The sequence below is a fragment of the Paenibacillus sp. Pae15 genome, assembly GCF_024519685.1.
Lineage (GTDB): Bacteria > Bacillota > Bacilli > Paenibacillales > NBRC-103111 > Paenibacillus_G > Paenibacillus_G naphthalenovorans.
On record NZ_JALJRM010000001.1, the window covers coordinates 109,283 to 124,456 of the forward strand.

At 49.8% G+C, this 15,174-nt stretch carries 14 protein-coding genes; 2 read left to right on the forward strand and 12 right to left on the reverse strand.

The window, feature by feature from the left end; translation table 11 throughout:
• The 7 genes from NR121_RS00510 to NR121_RS00540 form a co-directional block, all read right to left on the reverse strand.
• Positions 1-882, reverse strand: a complete 882-nt coding sequence (locus NR121_RS00510; RefSeq protein WP_062408179.1) for a branched-chain amino acid ABC transporter permease — start codon at positions 880-882, stop codon at positions 1-3.
• Positions 883-975: 93 nt separating this feature from the next.
• Positions 976-2,169, reverse strand: coding sequence for an ABC transporter substrate-binding protein (locus NR121_RS00515; protein WP_062408178.1), 1,194 nt, complete (start codon positions 2,167-2,169; stop codon positions 976-978).
• Positions 2,166-3,749 (reverse strand): long-chain-fatty-acid--CoA ligase, encoded by a 1,584-nt coding sequence (locus tag NR121_RS00520; protein WP_062408175.1) that lies wholly within the window; start codon positions 3,747-3,749, stop codon positions 2,166-2,168. The genes NR121_RS00515 and NR121_RS00520 overlap by 4 nt, the downstream gene beginning before the upstream one ends.
• A gap of 49 nt (positions 3,750-3,798) precedes the next feature.
• A complete protein-coding gene (locus NR121_RS00525) occupies positions 3,799-4,980 on the reverse strand; it encodes an acetyl-CoA C-acetyltransferase (RefSeq protein WP_062408173.1) in 1,182 nt (393 codons plus the stop codon).
• 11 nt (positions 4,981-4,991) lie between these two features.
• A complete protein-coding gene (locus tag NR121_RS00530; protein WP_256830287.1) occupies positions 4,992-5,771 on the reverse strand; it encodes an enoyl-CoA hydratase/isomerase family protein in 780 nt (259 codons plus the stop codon).
• Between the two features lie 19 nt (positions 5,772-5,790).
• On the reverse strand, positions 5,791-6,648 hold the full coding sequence (locus NR121_RS00535) for a 3-hydroxyacyl-CoA dehydrogenase family protein (RefSeq protein WP_054817205.1): 858 nt from the start codon (positions 6,646-6,648) through the stop codon (positions 5,791-5,793).
• 111 nt (positions 6,649-6,759) lie between these two features.
• Entirely contained in the window at positions 6,760-8,985 is a 2,226-nt protein-coding gene (locus tag NR121_RS00540; RefSeq protein ID WP_062408171.1) for a helix-turn-helix domain-containing protein, read from the reverse strand.
• A gap of 513 nt (positions 8,986-9,498) precedes the next feature.
• On the opposite strand from NR121_RS00540, the gene ybaK reads away from it, so the two are divergent.
• Positions 9,499-9,975 (forward strand): Cys-tRNA(Pro) deacylase, encoded by a 477-nt coding sequence (ybaK, locus tag NR121_RS00545; RefSeq protein ID WP_062408169.1) that lies wholly within the window; start codon positions 9,499-9,501, stop codon positions 9,973-9,975.
• Positions 9,968-10,168, forward strand: coding sequence for a hypothetical protein (locus tag NR121_RS00550; protein WP_054817202.1), 201 nt, complete (start codon positions 9,968-9,970; stop codon positions 10,166-10,168). Before ybaK ends, NR121_RS00550 begins: the two co-directional genes overlap by 8 nt.
• A gap of 208 nt (positions 10,169-10,376) precedes the next feature.
• On the opposite strand, the gene NR121_RS00555 is transcribed toward NR121_RS00550, so the two are convergent.
• The 5 genes from NR121_RS00555 to cyoE form a co-directional block, all read right to left on the reverse strand.
• Entirely contained in the window at positions 10,377-11,336 is a 960-nt protein-coding gene (locus tag NR121_RS00555; protein WP_054817201.1) for a D-2-hydroxyacid dehydrogenase family protein, read from the reverse strand.
• 39 nt (positions 11,337-11,375) lie between these two features.
• The gene (locus tag NR121_RS00560; protein ID WP_062410896.1) at positions 11,376-12,650 is read right to left on the reverse strand and encodes a nickel pincer cofactor-dependent isomerase, group 22; all 1,275 of its coding nucleotides are present in this window, start codon (positions 12,648-12,650) and stop codon (positions 11,376-11,378) included.
• A 172-nt stretch (positions 12,651-12,822) separates the two neighbouring features.
• The gene (locus NR121_RS00565; RefSeq protein WP_062408166.1) at positions 12,823-13,833 is read right to left on the reverse strand and encodes a 2-hydroxyacid dehydrogenase; all 1,011 of its coding nucleotides are present in this window, start codon (positions 13,831-13,833) and stop codon (positions 12,823-12,825) included.
• A gap of 131 nt (positions 13,834-13,964) precedes the next feature.
• Entirely contained in the window at positions 13,965-14,057 is a 93-nt protein-coding gene (locus tag NR121_RS25275) for a LacI family DNA-binding transcriptional regulator (RefSeq protein WP_074728284.1), read from the reverse strand.
• 175 nt (positions 14,058-14,232) lie between these two features.
• Positions 14,233-15,150, reverse strand: a complete 918-nt coding sequence (gene cyoE, locus NR121_RS00570; RefSeq protein ID WP_062408164.1) for a heme o synthase — start codon at positions 15,148-15,150, stop codon at positions 14,233-14,235.
• Positions 15,151-15,174: the final 24 nt, after the last annotated feature.

Here is a 15,174-nt window from a genome sequence, read left to right on the forward strand (position 1 = left end):
TTAGACCCGTTTTCCGGTTGCTTTACTCATCATGCCGTTCGGTGAAATGAACAATACCAGCAGCAGGAAAGCAAAGCTGATCGCATCGCTGTAGGAAGTGGAAATGTACCCTCCGCTGAACGCCTCGATCACGCCAATCAAAAAACCGGCAAAGACGGCGCCGGATATGTTGTTCATCCCGCCGATGACCATGGCCATAAAGCCCTTTAGGCCGAGCAAGAGGCCCATATCGTAAATGGCTCCTGTGATCGGAGTCACCACGATGCCGGCCACAGCGCCGACCGCAGCGCTGGCCGTAAACGCAAAAGCTGACATCGATCGGGTATTGATTCCCATTAGCTGCGCGGCCTTGGGGTTGATGACGCATGCCTTCAACGCCGTGCCGAGCACCGTTTTTTCAAAAAATAAATACAGCATACCCAGCAGCAGCACCAGTGTCGCAAACACCCAGATGCTTTGCGGAATCAGGACGGCGCCCAGGATCATAACCGGCGAGCTGTCGGAAAACGGCGGGAGGCTTAACGGCGTGTTTCCCCAAATCAGCAGACCTGCCCCCCTGAGCACGATCGATACGCCAATCGTAATAATGATCAACGTTACAAAATTCGCATTTCTGACCGGATAGACCGTCGTTCTCTCCATGAAGAAACCGAAACAGGCCGTAAGAACAATGGCCAGTATGATACTGAAAACCAGCGGAACCCCCGATTGAACGAAGGATACGCATAGAAGAGCTCCAAGCATCGTAAACTCTCCTTGCGCAAAGTTAATCACGCCGGTTACATTATAGATGGTAACGTAACCGACGGCGATAAGCGCATAGATGCTCCCCGTCGTGAGGCCCGTAATGAGATATTGCATAACTTGGCTGATCGTATCCATTTTGTCCCCTCTCTTCTATATGAGATATAGACACATCGCACTGACCGGAAACGATATCCTATGTGCCTTTATCCCTCCGGGTAAACCGCAACATTATCTGGCCGGTTCCCAGCCCTGCTTCGCTACCCGCAGCAGCGCCAGCCCGTCGCCTGCCGCCGCGTCATGAACATCCGCGCTGAATTCGAACGTTCCCGTGACACCTAGGTGCTTTCCAAGACCGCTCTCAATGTAATCGCGAATGGCCTGCGGACTTTCATGGCCATTGGAGATGGCCTTGAGCACCAGATGGATTCCATCGTACATATACCCTCCGAACGGCCCCGGGGAGGTACCGTATTCTTTTTGGAATTCATCATTAAACTTCATTAACAGTTGTTTTTGTTCCGAATCCGGAAGGGCATCCAGAATATTCATTTTGCTTCCGATCGCCAACACCCCTTCCCCCTCGGCTCCGATCTGCTTCAGGAAGCCTTCATTGCTTACCGCGTGGCTTTGAATCATCGGCACGTCAAACCCGAGCTGGTTGAAATTTTTGGCGATGATGCCCGCCCCCGGTGGACGAGACCATACGATGACGGCGCCGGGTTTTTTCGGTTTAATTTTGGTCAGCTGTACGGTCATATCGGTGGCTGCCCCGTCGAAATCCTCCACCGCGACAATCTCGATGTGATTCGCCTTCGCCAGCTCCTTGAAAATCGGCAGACCGCTTTGGCCGAAGGCATCGCGTGCATTCGTCCAAGCAACGCTAGTGATGTTGTTGGATTTTAGATAATCAATGATCGTTTGCAGCACGGTAGCGTTGCTTTGCGTGACCTGGAATACATACTCGCCAAGCACCTCCTTGGATAAAGGCGCCAAGGCAATCAGCGGCAATTTGTTTTCCTTCGCCACTTCGCTGATGGCTACGCTCGTGCTGGTTTGCGTCCCTCCGACGATGGCGATGACTTTATCCTGCGATACCATTTTTTTTGCGATAACGACCGCGTTGGTATCGTTCGTTTCATTATCGCTGATGATCAATTCCACTTTTTTACCGTTGAACAACTGCCCTTCGATCTGTTTCTTAAGCAGTCTTGCCGTTTCAGCTTCAGGTTTGCCCAAAGAGGAAGCAGGTCCCGTCTCGGAAACGATGACACCGATTTTGATGGTTTGCGCCGATCCCTCCGATGGGGTTGCTGGAGCAGCCGTATTCTCCGGAATCGAAGATGCAGAGGAGCAGCCGACCGTTGCAATCCATAGAGTCAAAGCCATGAGTGAAGTCCACAGCCGTCTTTTCATCTTCTTCATCTCAACTGACCCTCCAATTCGATTTTCAATTGCTGTTGCAAATCCATTTTTTTGATTTTTCCGCTTGGCGTCATGGGAAAATCATGCATAAAAACGATTTTGTCGGGCGTTTTATAATCCGCCAGCCGCTCACGAATAAATTGCTTCAATTCTTCGGCTTCTACCTTCGCGCCGCTTTTCAACCGGACTGCGGAGCAGGTGATCTCCCCCAGGACCGAATCGGGAAGTCCGACGACCGCCGCTTCCAGAACCTCCGGGTGCTTGTATAGCACCTCCTCGATCTCCCTTGGATAAATGTTGTATCCTCCTCGAATGATCATTTCCTTGCTTCGTCCTACAATGCGGATGTACCCGTCCTTATCGATCGTGGCCAAATCTCCCGTGTATAACCACCCCTCATCGTCAATCACCGCCTTGGTTTCCTGAGGCATTTGATAATACCCTTTCATCACCCCGAATCCACGGCAGGCTAATTCACCGACCTCTCCGAAGGCAACCGGTTCCCTTTGTCCATTGACGATTTTCACCTCCGCTCCCGGCAGCACTTTTCCGACCGTCTCGGACCTGATCCGATCATCATCGTTGAAATCCGTGATGGTCAGCGTCGGCGAGGTTTCCGTCAGCCCGTATGCCACCACGATATCGCATCCCATGTCCGATCGAATACGTTTGACGACTTCTACCGGGCATGGGGCTGCGGCAATAATGCCTGTGCGCAGGGAGGAAAGGTCATAAACGGAAAACGCCGGATGGTTCAGTTCGAGGATAAACATCGTCGGAACGCCGTGGTGTATGGTAATTCCCTCGTTTTGTATCAATTCCAGCACATCTTTCGGCTTGAATACGTCCACAAGCACCATCTTTCCGCCGCAGGCGAAATTGGTAAGAATGCTTGGCGTAATACCGAACACATGAAAGACGGGAACCGCCACCAGCATAACGTCATCCGGTGTACAGCGCATCGATTCCGCGGTGATGGCGGCCGTATGCACAACGTTCGCATGAGTAAGCATGACACCCTTCGGCCTGCCGGTGGTTCCGGAGGTATATAGAATCCCGAAGACATCCTCCCGCCGGTCGATCGCTGCAAAAGTAAGAGGCAGATGCTTTCCTCGTTCCAGCAGCTGATGATAAGAAAGCATTCCAGGCCGTTCGAACCTGACCGATATCATCTGCTGAAGCGTCTTCGATGACTTCAACAAGGTGGAGAATTGCTCATAATGAGGGACGCCGCCGAACTCATCGGTACAGAAAACCAGCTTCGCGCCGCTATTGGACAAGATATATTCCACTTCTTCCTGCCGATACCGTGTATTGAATGGAATCAGGATCGCACCAAGATGTGAAAGAGCCAGGTAGATCACGACAAACTCGTGCCAGTTCGGCAAACAAACCGCCACCCGGTCCCCCTTCTCCACTTGAAGATCCTGCAGCGAAGCAGCCAGCTGTATCGATTCTTCACGAAGCTCTTGATAGGTCAGCCTTCGGCTGCGATCATAAATCACTTCTTTGGAAGGATTTAACTTGTAAGCCCTTTCAAATAACTCTGTAACGGTAAGTCCATAGCAGTCTTGATACATTGATGATTCACCCCTTGAGACTTTTTATGATCCCATCCCTGCATCCGTTTCAGACTCGCTCCCAGATCGCTGCGATCCCTTGGCCGCCGCCGATGCATAAGGAGGAAACACCGAATCTTTGGTTTCTGCGGCGCAGTTCGTACAGTAAGGACAGCGTGATTCGGGCACCGCTGGCTCCGAGCGGATGGCCTAACGCAACGGCGCCGCCATTCACGTTGCCTTTCTCGGGATCAAAATCGAGCTCCTGCCGGCAGGCGAGATATTGAGCTGCGAACGCTTCGTTAATTTCAATCAAATCCAACTGCTGAAGGGTCATTCCCGCTCTTTGCAATGCCTGGCGAATGGCGTCGGCGGGTCCGATGCCCATCATGGCCGGCTCCACGCCTACAATGCCCCACGCCACCAATCGCGCGAGAGGTTTTAAGCCGCGCCGGATCACCGACTCCTCCGAAGCGATGACCGTTACGGCCGCGCCATCATTCATGCCGCTTGCGTTGCCGGCCGTGACGACGCCGTCTATCGTAAATCGGGAGGGAAGCCTGGAGAGGGCTTCCATCGTTGTCGATCGAGGATGCTCATCCCGGTCAACAAGGATATCGCCTTTTCTCCCTTTTACCGTATAAGGAACGATTTCTTCCGAAAAAATGCCTGTTTCTATAGCCTTCAGCGCTCGCTGCTGACTCCGGACGGAGTAAGCGTCCGCTTGCTCTCTGGTAATCCCGTATTTAACGGCCAGGTTTTCTGCAGTGGTCGCCATCGTGCAATCTCCATAAGGATCGTAAAGCGTCTCCCACAAATAATCCTCCATGGGAGCTTTGCCAAGCGGAATACCCCATCTGGCGCCCCGAATCACATGCGGCACCTGGCTCATATTTTCCGCGCCGCCAGCAAGCGCCAAATCGGCCTCTCCCAACAGAATCGATTGGGCCGCACTGATGATCGCCTGCAGGCCGGAACCGCAGAGGCGGTTCACCGTAAGCCCCGGAACATGCTTGGGGACACCCGACTTTAAGCCGACATGTCTTCCCGTATAAACGGCATCCGGGCTGGATTGAATGACATTGCCGATCACGACCTGATCGATTTCCTCCGGCGATACATTAGATTTTTCCATCGCTTTACGGGCGCATGCCGCGGCCAGATCAATAGCCGTGACGTCCTTGAAGGAACCCCCGAATTCACCGAAGGCGGTTCGCGCGCCTTCGATGAGATAAACCTCGCGTTTTGCCATCACTTCTCCTCCTAACGTCCTGAGAATTGAGCTTTGCGTTTCTCTACAAAGGATTGCATGCCTTCCCTGCGGTCCTCACTGGCGTATGCGTTCCCGAAGCATGCCATTTCCAAATCCAGTGCTGTCTGGAGGTCCGCATGATATCCCGCGTTCACCGCCGTTTTCATCATCCGCATCGCCACCACAGGCTTTTCCGCAAGCTTTTTCGCAAGCGCCACGGCTTCCGGGAGCAATTCCGCAAGTGGAACCACCCGATTCGCCAGTCCGATCTCCAACGCTTTAGCCGCATCGATCATCTCGCCGAAATAGAGCAGTTCCTTGGCTTTTGCCTGACCAATCAGCCTTTGGAGCCTTTGTGTTCCGCCCCCGCCGGGAATTATGCCAAGATTAATCTCCGGCAATCCGAATTTGGAATGCTCTGAAACCAGTCTTATATCACAGGTGAGTGCCAATTCGCAGCCGCCGCCGAGCGCCAGACCGTTGATCGCCGCAATGACCGGTTTGGACAGAGATTCGATCTTGAAGAATGTGAGCCGGGACACCTGGCAAAATTGCAGCACTTCGTTGGCGTTCAGGTCCATCATATCCTTAATGTCCGCGCCGGCAGCGAATGCCCTGTCTCCTGTACCGGTAATAATAACGGCTTTGATGTCCGCATCCTGCTCCAGACGATCGAACAGATGCGACAGCTCACGGAATAATTGTCCGTTTAGAGGGTTGTACGGAGGGCGATTCAAGTAAACGATCGCGATGTTTTCTTTTACAGCCAGTTCTATCGTTTCATAGGTCATGTCCGGTTCACGTCCCTGCTTATTTGTTGTAATCATACCATCCCGCCCCCGTCTTCTTTCCTAACCGTCCGGCGCGCACCAATCGGCGTAAGGATAAAGGCGCTGCAAAACGGTCATCCTTAAATTCCTCATAAAAATAATCCATGACGTTCAGGCCGATATCGACGCCTGCGAAGTCCTGGAGCGTAAATGGCCCCATGGGATAGTTCAAGCCGAGCACAATCGCTTTATCCACGTCTTCGGGCGACGCCACCCCTTCTTCCACTAGACGAATGGCCTCGATAAACTGAGGAATCATGACCCGGTTGACGATAAAGCCCGGGCTGTCTTTCTTGACCTCGATCGGGTCCTTTCCGAATCGAATCGCTAATTCCTTCAATTGCCGAACGGTATCGTCGCCCGTCTTGAAGCCGCGTACCACCTCTACCAGCTTCATCACCTGAGGGGGATTGAAAAAGTGCATCCCCGCCACAAGGTGCTGGCGTTTGGTCGCTTCGGCCAGGACCGTGACGGACATCGAAGAGGTGTTGGAAGCGATAAGCACGTCTGGCGGCAGCAGCTCGTCGAGTTGGTGAAACAATTCCTTCTTTGCCTCCAGGTTTTCAATAATCGCCTCGATAACGACTTGTACCGGTTTCAAATCTTCCAATCGCGTCGTAGATACGATACGGGACAGCACCTCCGCTTTTTGGTCTGCTGTCATCTTCCCTTTCTCGACGGATTTATCCATCAGCGTCTCCATGCGTTGCCTCGCTTTGTTCAAAAACGCGTCCGCCACGTCGCATAAAATGACTTGGAAACCGGAAAGCGCGGCCAAATGGGCAATGGCGCCTCCCATCGTCCCCGATCCCACTACACCGATCCGTTGAATGTTCATCCTATCAGCCTCCTGCGTCTGCTTGAAATCTAATGTAACCGCTTACTGAAATCATAAGGGTATGGAGGCTCATTGTGTATCTTCATTTTGTAGGAAAACCGGGCGTCATTTTCATCGAATTTGCGGAAGAGTGAATCGATGAAGGTCGAATAGCTTATAGGCCAGCATGAGATTGAAACGCTGATCCGAATCGTTTAAATCGATCTGCAGCAAATCCCGGATTTTATCAAGTCTGTAGAGCAGTGTACTTCGGTGGATAAACAGAGCGTCCGACGTTTCTTTGATATTTCCGTTACGTTCCAAATAGACGCGCAGGGTATGAAAGAGGTCTGCCCCGTTTCCGTCAAAATGCAGCAAGGGTGACAATTTTTTCTTTACAAACAACCGAATGGATGACATATCGTTGATCTGGTGAAGCATGGTATAGGACTCAAGCTCCTCGAACAGGGCAACCCCTGTCTTGACAAAGCGATGTCGAACCAAGTTATTCGTTTGCACCGCCTGTTTGTATGAATCGTTATAATCTTCAATTCGGTTGGTTTTGCCTCCGACGCCGATATAGATTTGAATGGACGGATTGACCGAATGGGTGATCTTTTTCAGGCTGCCGAATACCCTCTTCCAATAAGGCTCGGTTCCCTTTGTTTCGTTCGTAAGAGGACTGATGAGGATAAATTCATCCCCTTTGCGAGACGTCATCATATTCGTATATTCCGAACTGATTTTGAATTTGATTTGGTCCCAAAGCTTTGATTTGGTCTCTTCGCGGTCAATCAGGTGCAGATGATCCCCCTGCTTCTCCGGCAAAGTCATGGACAGCACGGCGACTCTGTGGGGATCCATAATATTCCAATGGGTGAGACTTGCATATTGAACGATCTGATTCAGGTCCTCGACCTGATGTGAAAACAATTGGTTGATGAAGCTCTCTTTCACCTGTTCCTTAGCGTCCAGGACCAGCTTTTGTTTAATGAATTCATTGGCAAACAGGCTTATCGCGTTGTTAATGGTCAACCGATTCACGGAATCCCACAATTCCGGCCGGGAAATCACAACGAAATAGCCAAGCGATTGTCCGACGCCTGTAACCGGCCAAATTCCCAAAGTCGGCTCCTCATTTCCCGGCAGAGCAAGCCAGAGCTCTTTCGAACGCAGTGTAGCAATCTTCATTTCATGTTCTTTCACTGCTTGCAGGATGGGATTCAGCATGTCTTCTTCCCCGTGAAGGAAACAGTGGGAAATCGGGCGGATAAAGCGATCCAGCAGCAGGATGGAGCAGCCGAACAGGGAGTTCACGGTTTTGGTCATCTGGCCTAACGATTCCTCTTCAATCGCTTTTTTCATCAGCTCTTGCTGATGGTACATAATGCGCTGCAGCCTGGATCGGCTTTCGATCTCATTTTGATAAAGCCGGGCGTTCTCAATCAAGGTCGATACGTGTAAAGACAAAAACTCCAGCAGATCCAAATCTTCTTCCGTAAAATATCCATTCTCTTTGCCGCTGACGTGCAGCACGCCGATCGTTTTCAAATTCACGACCAGGGGCACGGTCAGTTCGGTGCCGCCTGCCAGTTCGAGATAAGGGAAAAGGGTCATGATCGTGCTGTTTTCGTCCATTATGAGATGTTCCCGGAAGGTTTCCAAACCAAAGCTTGGAGGCTGATAAGTAAAACGGAAATGTTGATCGTCATATAAATAAACGCAGGCGGATTGAGCCATCGTCCCCTTTACGGCGCGGTCCACAATTTTTTCAACCATTTGCTCAATCGATGAACCGGGGAAAATATTTTCCCTCAGCCATTCCATCCCTTTGATTTTCCGTTTTTGCCGTTCTTTCTCTTTAGCCAAACCGATCGCAACCGCCACGTCCCTGCCGAATTCCACGAAATACGTTTCAGCTTCCAGAATCAGCGGAACAAAATTGCGAAAACCGATGATACAGAGTCCAAACGTTTTTTCCCGCTCTTTCAGCGGTACCGTAAACCAGGTGGAGAGATTTTCCGCCTCCAGCGCCATGTGAAATTCTTCTTCCCCCTCCCCGATACTGCCGTTGGGCCCCCATAAGGCTTCCTGCAACAGCTTCGATTCCGAAGGGACTTGAAAATAAAGCGCCGTCTCCACCTGCCGTGTCTCCCCTTTCCAGGCTTTCGGCACAAGAAGGTTGTCTGATTTCAAGAGAATCGCTACAAAGTCGCATGTAAACTCCATCCAAAACGAATCCATCAAGTAATTCAGCGTTTCCTCCAAGGTATCGAACTTCACCAGCTGTCTTGCCGTGTGCCGAAGATGGGATTCAATTTTCTGTTTCAGTCGTTCACGCTTGTTCATGTTGTTCATAAAGACCCCCTTTATGTTGGATATCGATTTATAGCGGCGGCTTTGTAATGGAACATCCCCCTTAACGGTAATTTAACGGAAATCGGAACCATCCAACCAACCCCGGGCATATAGCGGCTTGATAAGACAAATACGCTGCGCTCGGGCTTCTCCCGGATGGATCCGGCTATCCCTCGGTTTGTCAAAGCTTCATCCGTCGATTAACATTTCGGAACTTCTCAATCGTTTTGGTTTGATGGGTATCGGCCTAAAGGAAATGAATTGAAATCAGGAGGTTTTTTGTGACTGAACATCGATGAGTTCATGACGAGGCGGGTGTATTTATTGCCAACATAGGCACAGCAGTTCATTCAGCGTTTTTTTCATGGCGTAATCTGAGCGTTACATCCTATGACGTAATCATAAATGAAAACACTTCAATGATCAAACCATTTGCGTAATCCTGCATCTATACCGGCCAACCATCCCATGATATGATAAGTGAAATACAGTTCCGGAGGTCCGACGGAGAAAATGTCAACGAAAACCAATGCTTGCCGAATCTTGGATTCCCTTCACATTTCTTATACTTTACATGAATACGAATGGGATGAAAATCAACTCGATGCGTTCATTGTTGCAGAAAAAGTCGGTGTCATGCCCCGTCAAATGTACAAAACGCTAATACTCCGCGGGGATAAAACAGGGATTATCGCGGCCTGCATTCCAGGGGATAAAGAATTGGACTTAAAAACATTAGCCAAGGCAAGCGGGAACAAAAAGGTGGAGATGGTTCCGGTGAAAGAAATTCAAAGGCTTACAGGGTATATCCGCGGCGGCGTCTCGCCGCTCGGAATGAAGAAAAAATACCCTTTATATCTGGATAAAACCGTAACCGGCGTGAATCCTGTCAGTATTAGTGCAGGTAAGCGGGGACTTCAAATCTTTTTGGACGGGAAAGATTTGGCGGCCGCGTCCGGGGCGTTTCTGGCAGACATTACAAATGGATAACTTGAAAAAGGATAGCCTGCTGCAGACGGCAGTTCAGATCCTCGGGTTTAGCCAGACGCCCCAGCGGAATACGATTCAGACCTCTTCCTTGAATGCCGGATCTTCGAACATCGGTTCGGTCAATGGGGTTTTAATGAAGGTGGGTGCGATCGCATTTACATTAATTCGATCAGATGCCCATTCGGCGGCCTGACTGCAAAAAATGCGCATTTCAAATATAAATCGAGCGCAGTTTAGCTATCTCGCTGCCTATGCCTTGACTGGCCCCGGTCACCACTGCGGTCTTGCCAGTGAGATCGAATAATGCATTGATGTTGATTTTCATCTTCTTTCCTCCTCCGAGCTTGATCAGGACAGGCAGATTAGAGAAAAACATCCGCAATATTCTGCGGATGTTTGGTTCAGTTGAGTTTACGGATAGGCGAGCCGGATAAAAAGGCCTGGATATCTTCCACGGCTTCCTGAAAGTAGGTATGATAATTTCCCTGAGACACGTATCCGAGATGGGGTGTCGCCAGAACATTGGGCAGCTTTCGAAACAGGCTGTCTTCCGGCAAAGGCTCGATGTCAAATACATCGATACCCGCGCCGGCGATCCACCGGTTCTGCAAGGCCTCGATGAGCGCCTGCTGATCCACAATCGCCGCCCGTGAGGTATTGATCAAATATGCGGAAGGACGCATCCGCCGAAGCTCTTCTCTGCCGAGCAGGCCTCTCGTCCGATCGCTGAGCACAAGATGGATAGAGACAATGTCGCTGCTTTCCAGCAGTTCTTCTTTGGAGGCTGCTAACCGTACTCCTGCAGCATCGGCCTGCTCTCGGGTCAAATGTTGGCTCCAGGCAGCCACCTCCATCCCGAACGCTTTGCCGATGCGAGCCACCTTGCTTCCGATCTTGCCGAGACCAAGCACGCCAAGCTGCTTGCCATGAAGATCCGTTCCGATGGTGCTCTGCCATGGACCGTTTGTCCGAAGGGCGCTGTTTTCTTGCACAATATGACGTGCAAGCCCAAGGATCAATGCCCAAGTCAGCTCTACGGGAGGCTCGGATTTGCTCCCCGTCCCGCAAACGACCACACCGTGCGAAGCCGCAGCCGCAAGGTCTATGGATGCATTCCGCATGCCGGAGGTGATGAGCAGCTTTAGCTTGGGCAAACGTGCAAACAGCGATGCCGGAAAGGGAGTGCGTTCGCGCATGATCACGACGATGTCTTCATCGCCGAGCAGACTGACGAGCTCCTCCTCCCGATCCACATGCCGAACGATCGACCGGACTTCTACCGACTCCGAAATGGTTGACCAGTCGGCCATCGTTAGTGCGGCTTGCTGGTAATCATCAAGAATTGTACAACGAAGCTTCATTATTCCTTTACACCTCCAGTTGCAGTGGGCCAGCCGAATTCAGCAATGAAACAGCGGCTCCCCATTGGCAAAAGTAAGCTCCACCGGCTCCGAACTAATCTCAATGTTCGGGTTGGCCCTGGCTTCTTCCAATAAAGGCTCGCTAATGATTATCTCGCCCAGCTCCAGGGTGTTTTTGATCCATACAATCTTATGCCGGTATGGTTCAATGCCATTACACATCTTGACCGCGATGCGCAGAGCGTCCTCCGGCGTGGACGCCACCATCGGAATTTTGACCGGGGCGGATTCCGTACTGGTGAACGCATTCGTATACATCGAAATGAAGTCAATCTTATCAAACAGCTTGCGGGTAATGACGTCTGCCGTTCCCACACCATTCGCGTTGCCATGCGTCTCTTCCGTTAAATCAAAAATGACGCAATTCTGAAACTCGGGACCACCGCTGGCAAACTTGGTGATATAAAGTCCCGTGACGTTCGGGTCCTGTCCGTCGCCGCTGATGTTTTTGCCGATCTGCTCAATAACCAATACATCAAATTTGGGAAACAGGATCTTTCCCATTTTATTCTTGCTTTCTTCCAGCAGGGCTTTTTCTCTTTCCAACGCAATCGCATCCTGCTTGGGTATGACTTCAATTTTATAGGTTTCTTCATACGCATTCTCGACGATGGATACGGAAAAAAGAAATCTGGTTTTTTCGGCAATCATGCGGCCGATGGATGGAATCAGCTCTGCAAAACGCCCAAATCCCTGACGGTGTACAAGATCGGTGCCCGCTTGTTTTCCAAGCCCGATGACAAGCATTTTGCAAATCCCGCTCTCGACTTCGCCACGGAACGCCGTATGTGCTTTAATTCTCGGAATGATAACGATGCCGTCGGCTTCCAGCGCGCTTTTGGCGACATAGACCTCAAGTCCCGGCTCAATCTCGCCAATCGATTCCACATCCATCGACGCATCGATCTCCACGCCCATGGTCTCCTCGGAAATGCCATAAGCCTCCAGGATTTCGGCTTGTCCCTCCGGCGTCGCTCCGCCATGACTCCCCATGGCCGGGATAATAAACGGGTGCGCACCCGCCTGCTTCAACTGATCGACTACGCATTTGGTAATCAGGTCGATGTTATGGATTCCCCTGCTTCCTACACCTACAGCGATCCGTTTGCCCGAAAGATTCTCCAGATAAGGGGCCATATTTTTTTGAATCTCTCCGGGAATATCGTCCAGCTTCTGACGGTCAAAATGTTGTTTGACTTTAACAAACCGGGGCAGTTCAATTTTAGGGTATAAGCTCAAATCCAGCGATTGCACTATTTCGTCCTCCTTTGTAACTTCACTCAGCTGACTGGGGTTCCGCGCCATCGGATACCCAAATTTTAACATAAGCTTTCCCGAAAATATGCGTTTTCTTAACATTTCATGTCCCAGAGGGATACCCTCCTGCAGAGTCACGAAGTAATCGCCTATACGATGGTCCCGGCTGTCATCCCCACTTCTTCTGACTTGATGCCGATGGAATAACCTCCGGATTAATCAAGTCAACCGGTATTTGTCCTGACAAACCGGCTACAAGGTTCCTGGCGGCCTTCTCGGCCATTTTGGAACGGGTTTCCAATGTAGCGCTTCCAATGTGAGGCACGGTCACGACATTTCGCATTTGGAGCAATGGATTGTTTTTATCTACCGGTTCTTTTTCAAAAACATCCAGCGCGGCGCCTGCAATCCGGCCTTCCTGCAGTGCGCGGATCAAGGCCTGCTCATCTACGGTTGCTCCTCTTGATACATTAATAAATATAGCATCGCGCTTCATGAGGTGAAACTCACGCTCGCCGATCAAGCGGGTTGAACTCGGGCCCAGCGGAACCAATACAACCACATAATCGGATTTTTGCAGAAGCTCATCCATAGAAGTATAAATGACCCCTAATCCGGCCTCGGCGTCAGGCTTCCTGGAACGGTTGTAATATAAAATATTCATATCGAAGCCCTTAGCCCGGCGGGCTACCGCTTCTCCGATCCTACCCATCCCGATGATGCCGAGCGTGGAGCCGTAGACGTTTTTCCCTAGCAATAAACTGGGCTTCCAGCCTTCCCACTGCCCGCTTTTTACAAAATGATCCGCTTCTGCAATCCGTCTGGCCGCGGCCATAAGGATGCTGAAGGCAAGATCGGCCGTCGTTTCGGTCAACACCCCGGGGGTATTGGTCCCCATAATGCCCCGTTTGGTCAGTTCTGCCAGATCCAAATTGTCGTACCCGACGGCAATATTGCTTATCACCTTTAAGCGAGGCGCATGCTCGAGTATGGAGGCTTCAATCTTCTGGCGGGAATAAATCATAAGCCCTTCCGCATCTTGAAGCCCCGCGATGAGTTCTGCGTCAGAAAGCTTCTCTTCTGCATCCCGGTAGTCTACCTCGCAATGTTCTTGAAGGTAGCGGAGCGCTTGTTCCGGGATTTGGTTGGGGACAAATACTTTTGGTCTGCTTCTGCTCATGTATAAAATTCCTCCTAGGCTTCCACAACAGATGTTGGGTAATCGCTTTCTTTGTTTTATATTATAAAACTAAGTTTTATTTCTTGTTCACATTTCTTGTTCACATAGAGACGTGTGCGAGTCCCAAGATATCAAGGCAAAATATAATGGCACAAGCCTCTTGAAACGGTTGCAGCGGACACGCCGGCTAAACCGGCTATTTCTTTCATGGTGATATGGGACATATTCACCCCTCTGGCGTAATCGTTTTCTCAATTATAGTCTTATCATAATGTTCCAGTCTGAATTTGTAAATACATGTATTTAAAATTGGATAATCGGATAAAGTCTCTACTAAAGAACCGATAATCGTCTTCATTCTCTTGCAAAAACTTAATCCATTCATCCTTGTTTTCATTTTTATAAATTCAAAAGAATTCCCATCAGAGAATAGATGATTACCGTTGAAAATAAGATCGTCATATGAAGAAGGGAATAAACAAACATTGATTTTGCCCATCTCTCTGAATCCATCTTTTTATAACCGAAAATACTTAAAATAAGCCATAGAACACTTAAAAGAAGGGCTACTAACATAAGACCGAGGCTTAAAGACCCAAAAAGAAAACTTGCTGCAATTAAAACAATTAAATAAATATTCGTTTGTATATATGTTCTTTTTATGCCTTTGACTACGGGAAGCATAGGAACCTTCGCGGCCTTGTACTCATCGTGCTTCCGAATAGCTATAGCATAGAAATGCGGCATTTGCCAAATCACTGTAATCACAAAAAGACCAAGAATGGCTGGATGTGTGATGTCCGGATAAATTGCGGCCCATCCTATGAGTGGCGGCATCGCCCCGGAAATACTGCCAACCTCCGTATTATAAATGGTTCTTCTCTTGCTCCACATCGTATATGGGACAACATAAAAAAACAAACCTAGAAAACCTAGGAATGCTGCAAGGGGAGTTGTTAATGCAAGAGTCACTATTCCGAAGACAGACATGAAGATACCCAGCCATAATACTGCTTTGGGCTTTATTTCTCCTGTTACAGTCGGCCTGTTTTTCGTTCTCTCCATAATAGAATCTATATCTCGGTCGTATAAGTTATTAAAAGCTCCGGCTGCCCCCATGACTAAAATCGAACCAATCAAAGCAAATATCATTTCCGGGAATTTCTCTAAAAGACGGATTTGATATGTATATAATGCCAATGTTAATCCAGCAAACATCGGAATCAAGTTTGATTTAATAATCCCTGTTTTCATCGTTTGTGCCAAAATTTTGGACAAAGTCTGTTTCTGCGTTGCAAGGTTTTCTTCCCTCCGCATGATTCCCCTCTTCCCCTTTATTGT

Bases quoted from the DNA above. Each gene is read 5' to 3' on its own strand.
- NR121_RS25275 (WP_074728284.1), bottom strand. From the start codon at position 14,057: ATGTCCCATATCACCATGAAAGAAATAGCCGGTTTAGCCGGCGTGTCC.
- NR121_RS00550 (WP_054817202.1), top strand. From the start codon at position 9,968: ATGGATAACTTGAAAAAGGATAGCCTGCTGCAGACGGCAGTTCAGATC.
- NR121_RS00540 (WP_062408171.1), bottom strand. From the start codon at position 8,985: ATGAACAACATGAACAAGCGTGAACGACTGAAACAGAAAATTGAATCC.
- ybaK (WP_062408169.1), top strand. From the start codon at position 9,499: ATGTCAACGAAAACCAATGCTTGCCGAATCTTGGATTCCCTTCACATT.
- NR121_RS00530 (WP_256830287.1), bottom strand. From the start codon at position 5,771: ATGACCTATGAAACGATAGAACTGGCTGTAAAAGAAAACATCGCGATC.
- NR121_RS00520 (WP_062408175.1), bottom strand. From the start codon at position 3,749: ATGTATCAAGACTGCTATGGACTTACCGTTACAGAGTTATTTGAAAGG.
- NR121_RS00510 (WP_062408179.1), bottom strand. From the start codon at position 882: ATGGATACGATCAGCCAAGTTATGCAATATCTCATTACGGGCCTCACG.
- NR121_RS00525 (WP_062408173.1), bottom strand. From the start codon at position 4,980: ATGGCAAAACGCGAGGTTTATCTCATCGAAGGCGCGCGAACCGCCTTC.
- NR121_RS00535 (WP_054817205.1), bottom strand. From the start codon at position 6,648: ATGAACATTCAACGGATCGGTGTAGTGGGATCGGGGACGATGGGAGGC.
- NR121_RS00555 (WP_054817201.1), bottom strand. From the start codon at position 11,336: ATGAAGCTTCGTTGTACAATTCTTGATGATTACCAGCAAGCCGCACTA.
- NR121_RS00515 (WP_062408178.1), bottom strand. From the start codon at position 2,169: ATGAAGAAGATGAAAAGACGGCTGTGGACTTCACTCATGGCTTTGACT.
- NR121_RS00565 (WP_062408166.1), bottom strand. From the start codon at position 13,833: ATGAGCAGAAGCAGACCAAAAGTATTTGTCCCCAACCAAATCCCGGAA.
- cyoE (WP_062408164.1), bottom strand. From the start codon at position 15,150: ATGCGGAGGGAAGAAAACCTTGCAACGCAGAAACAGACTTTGTCCAAA.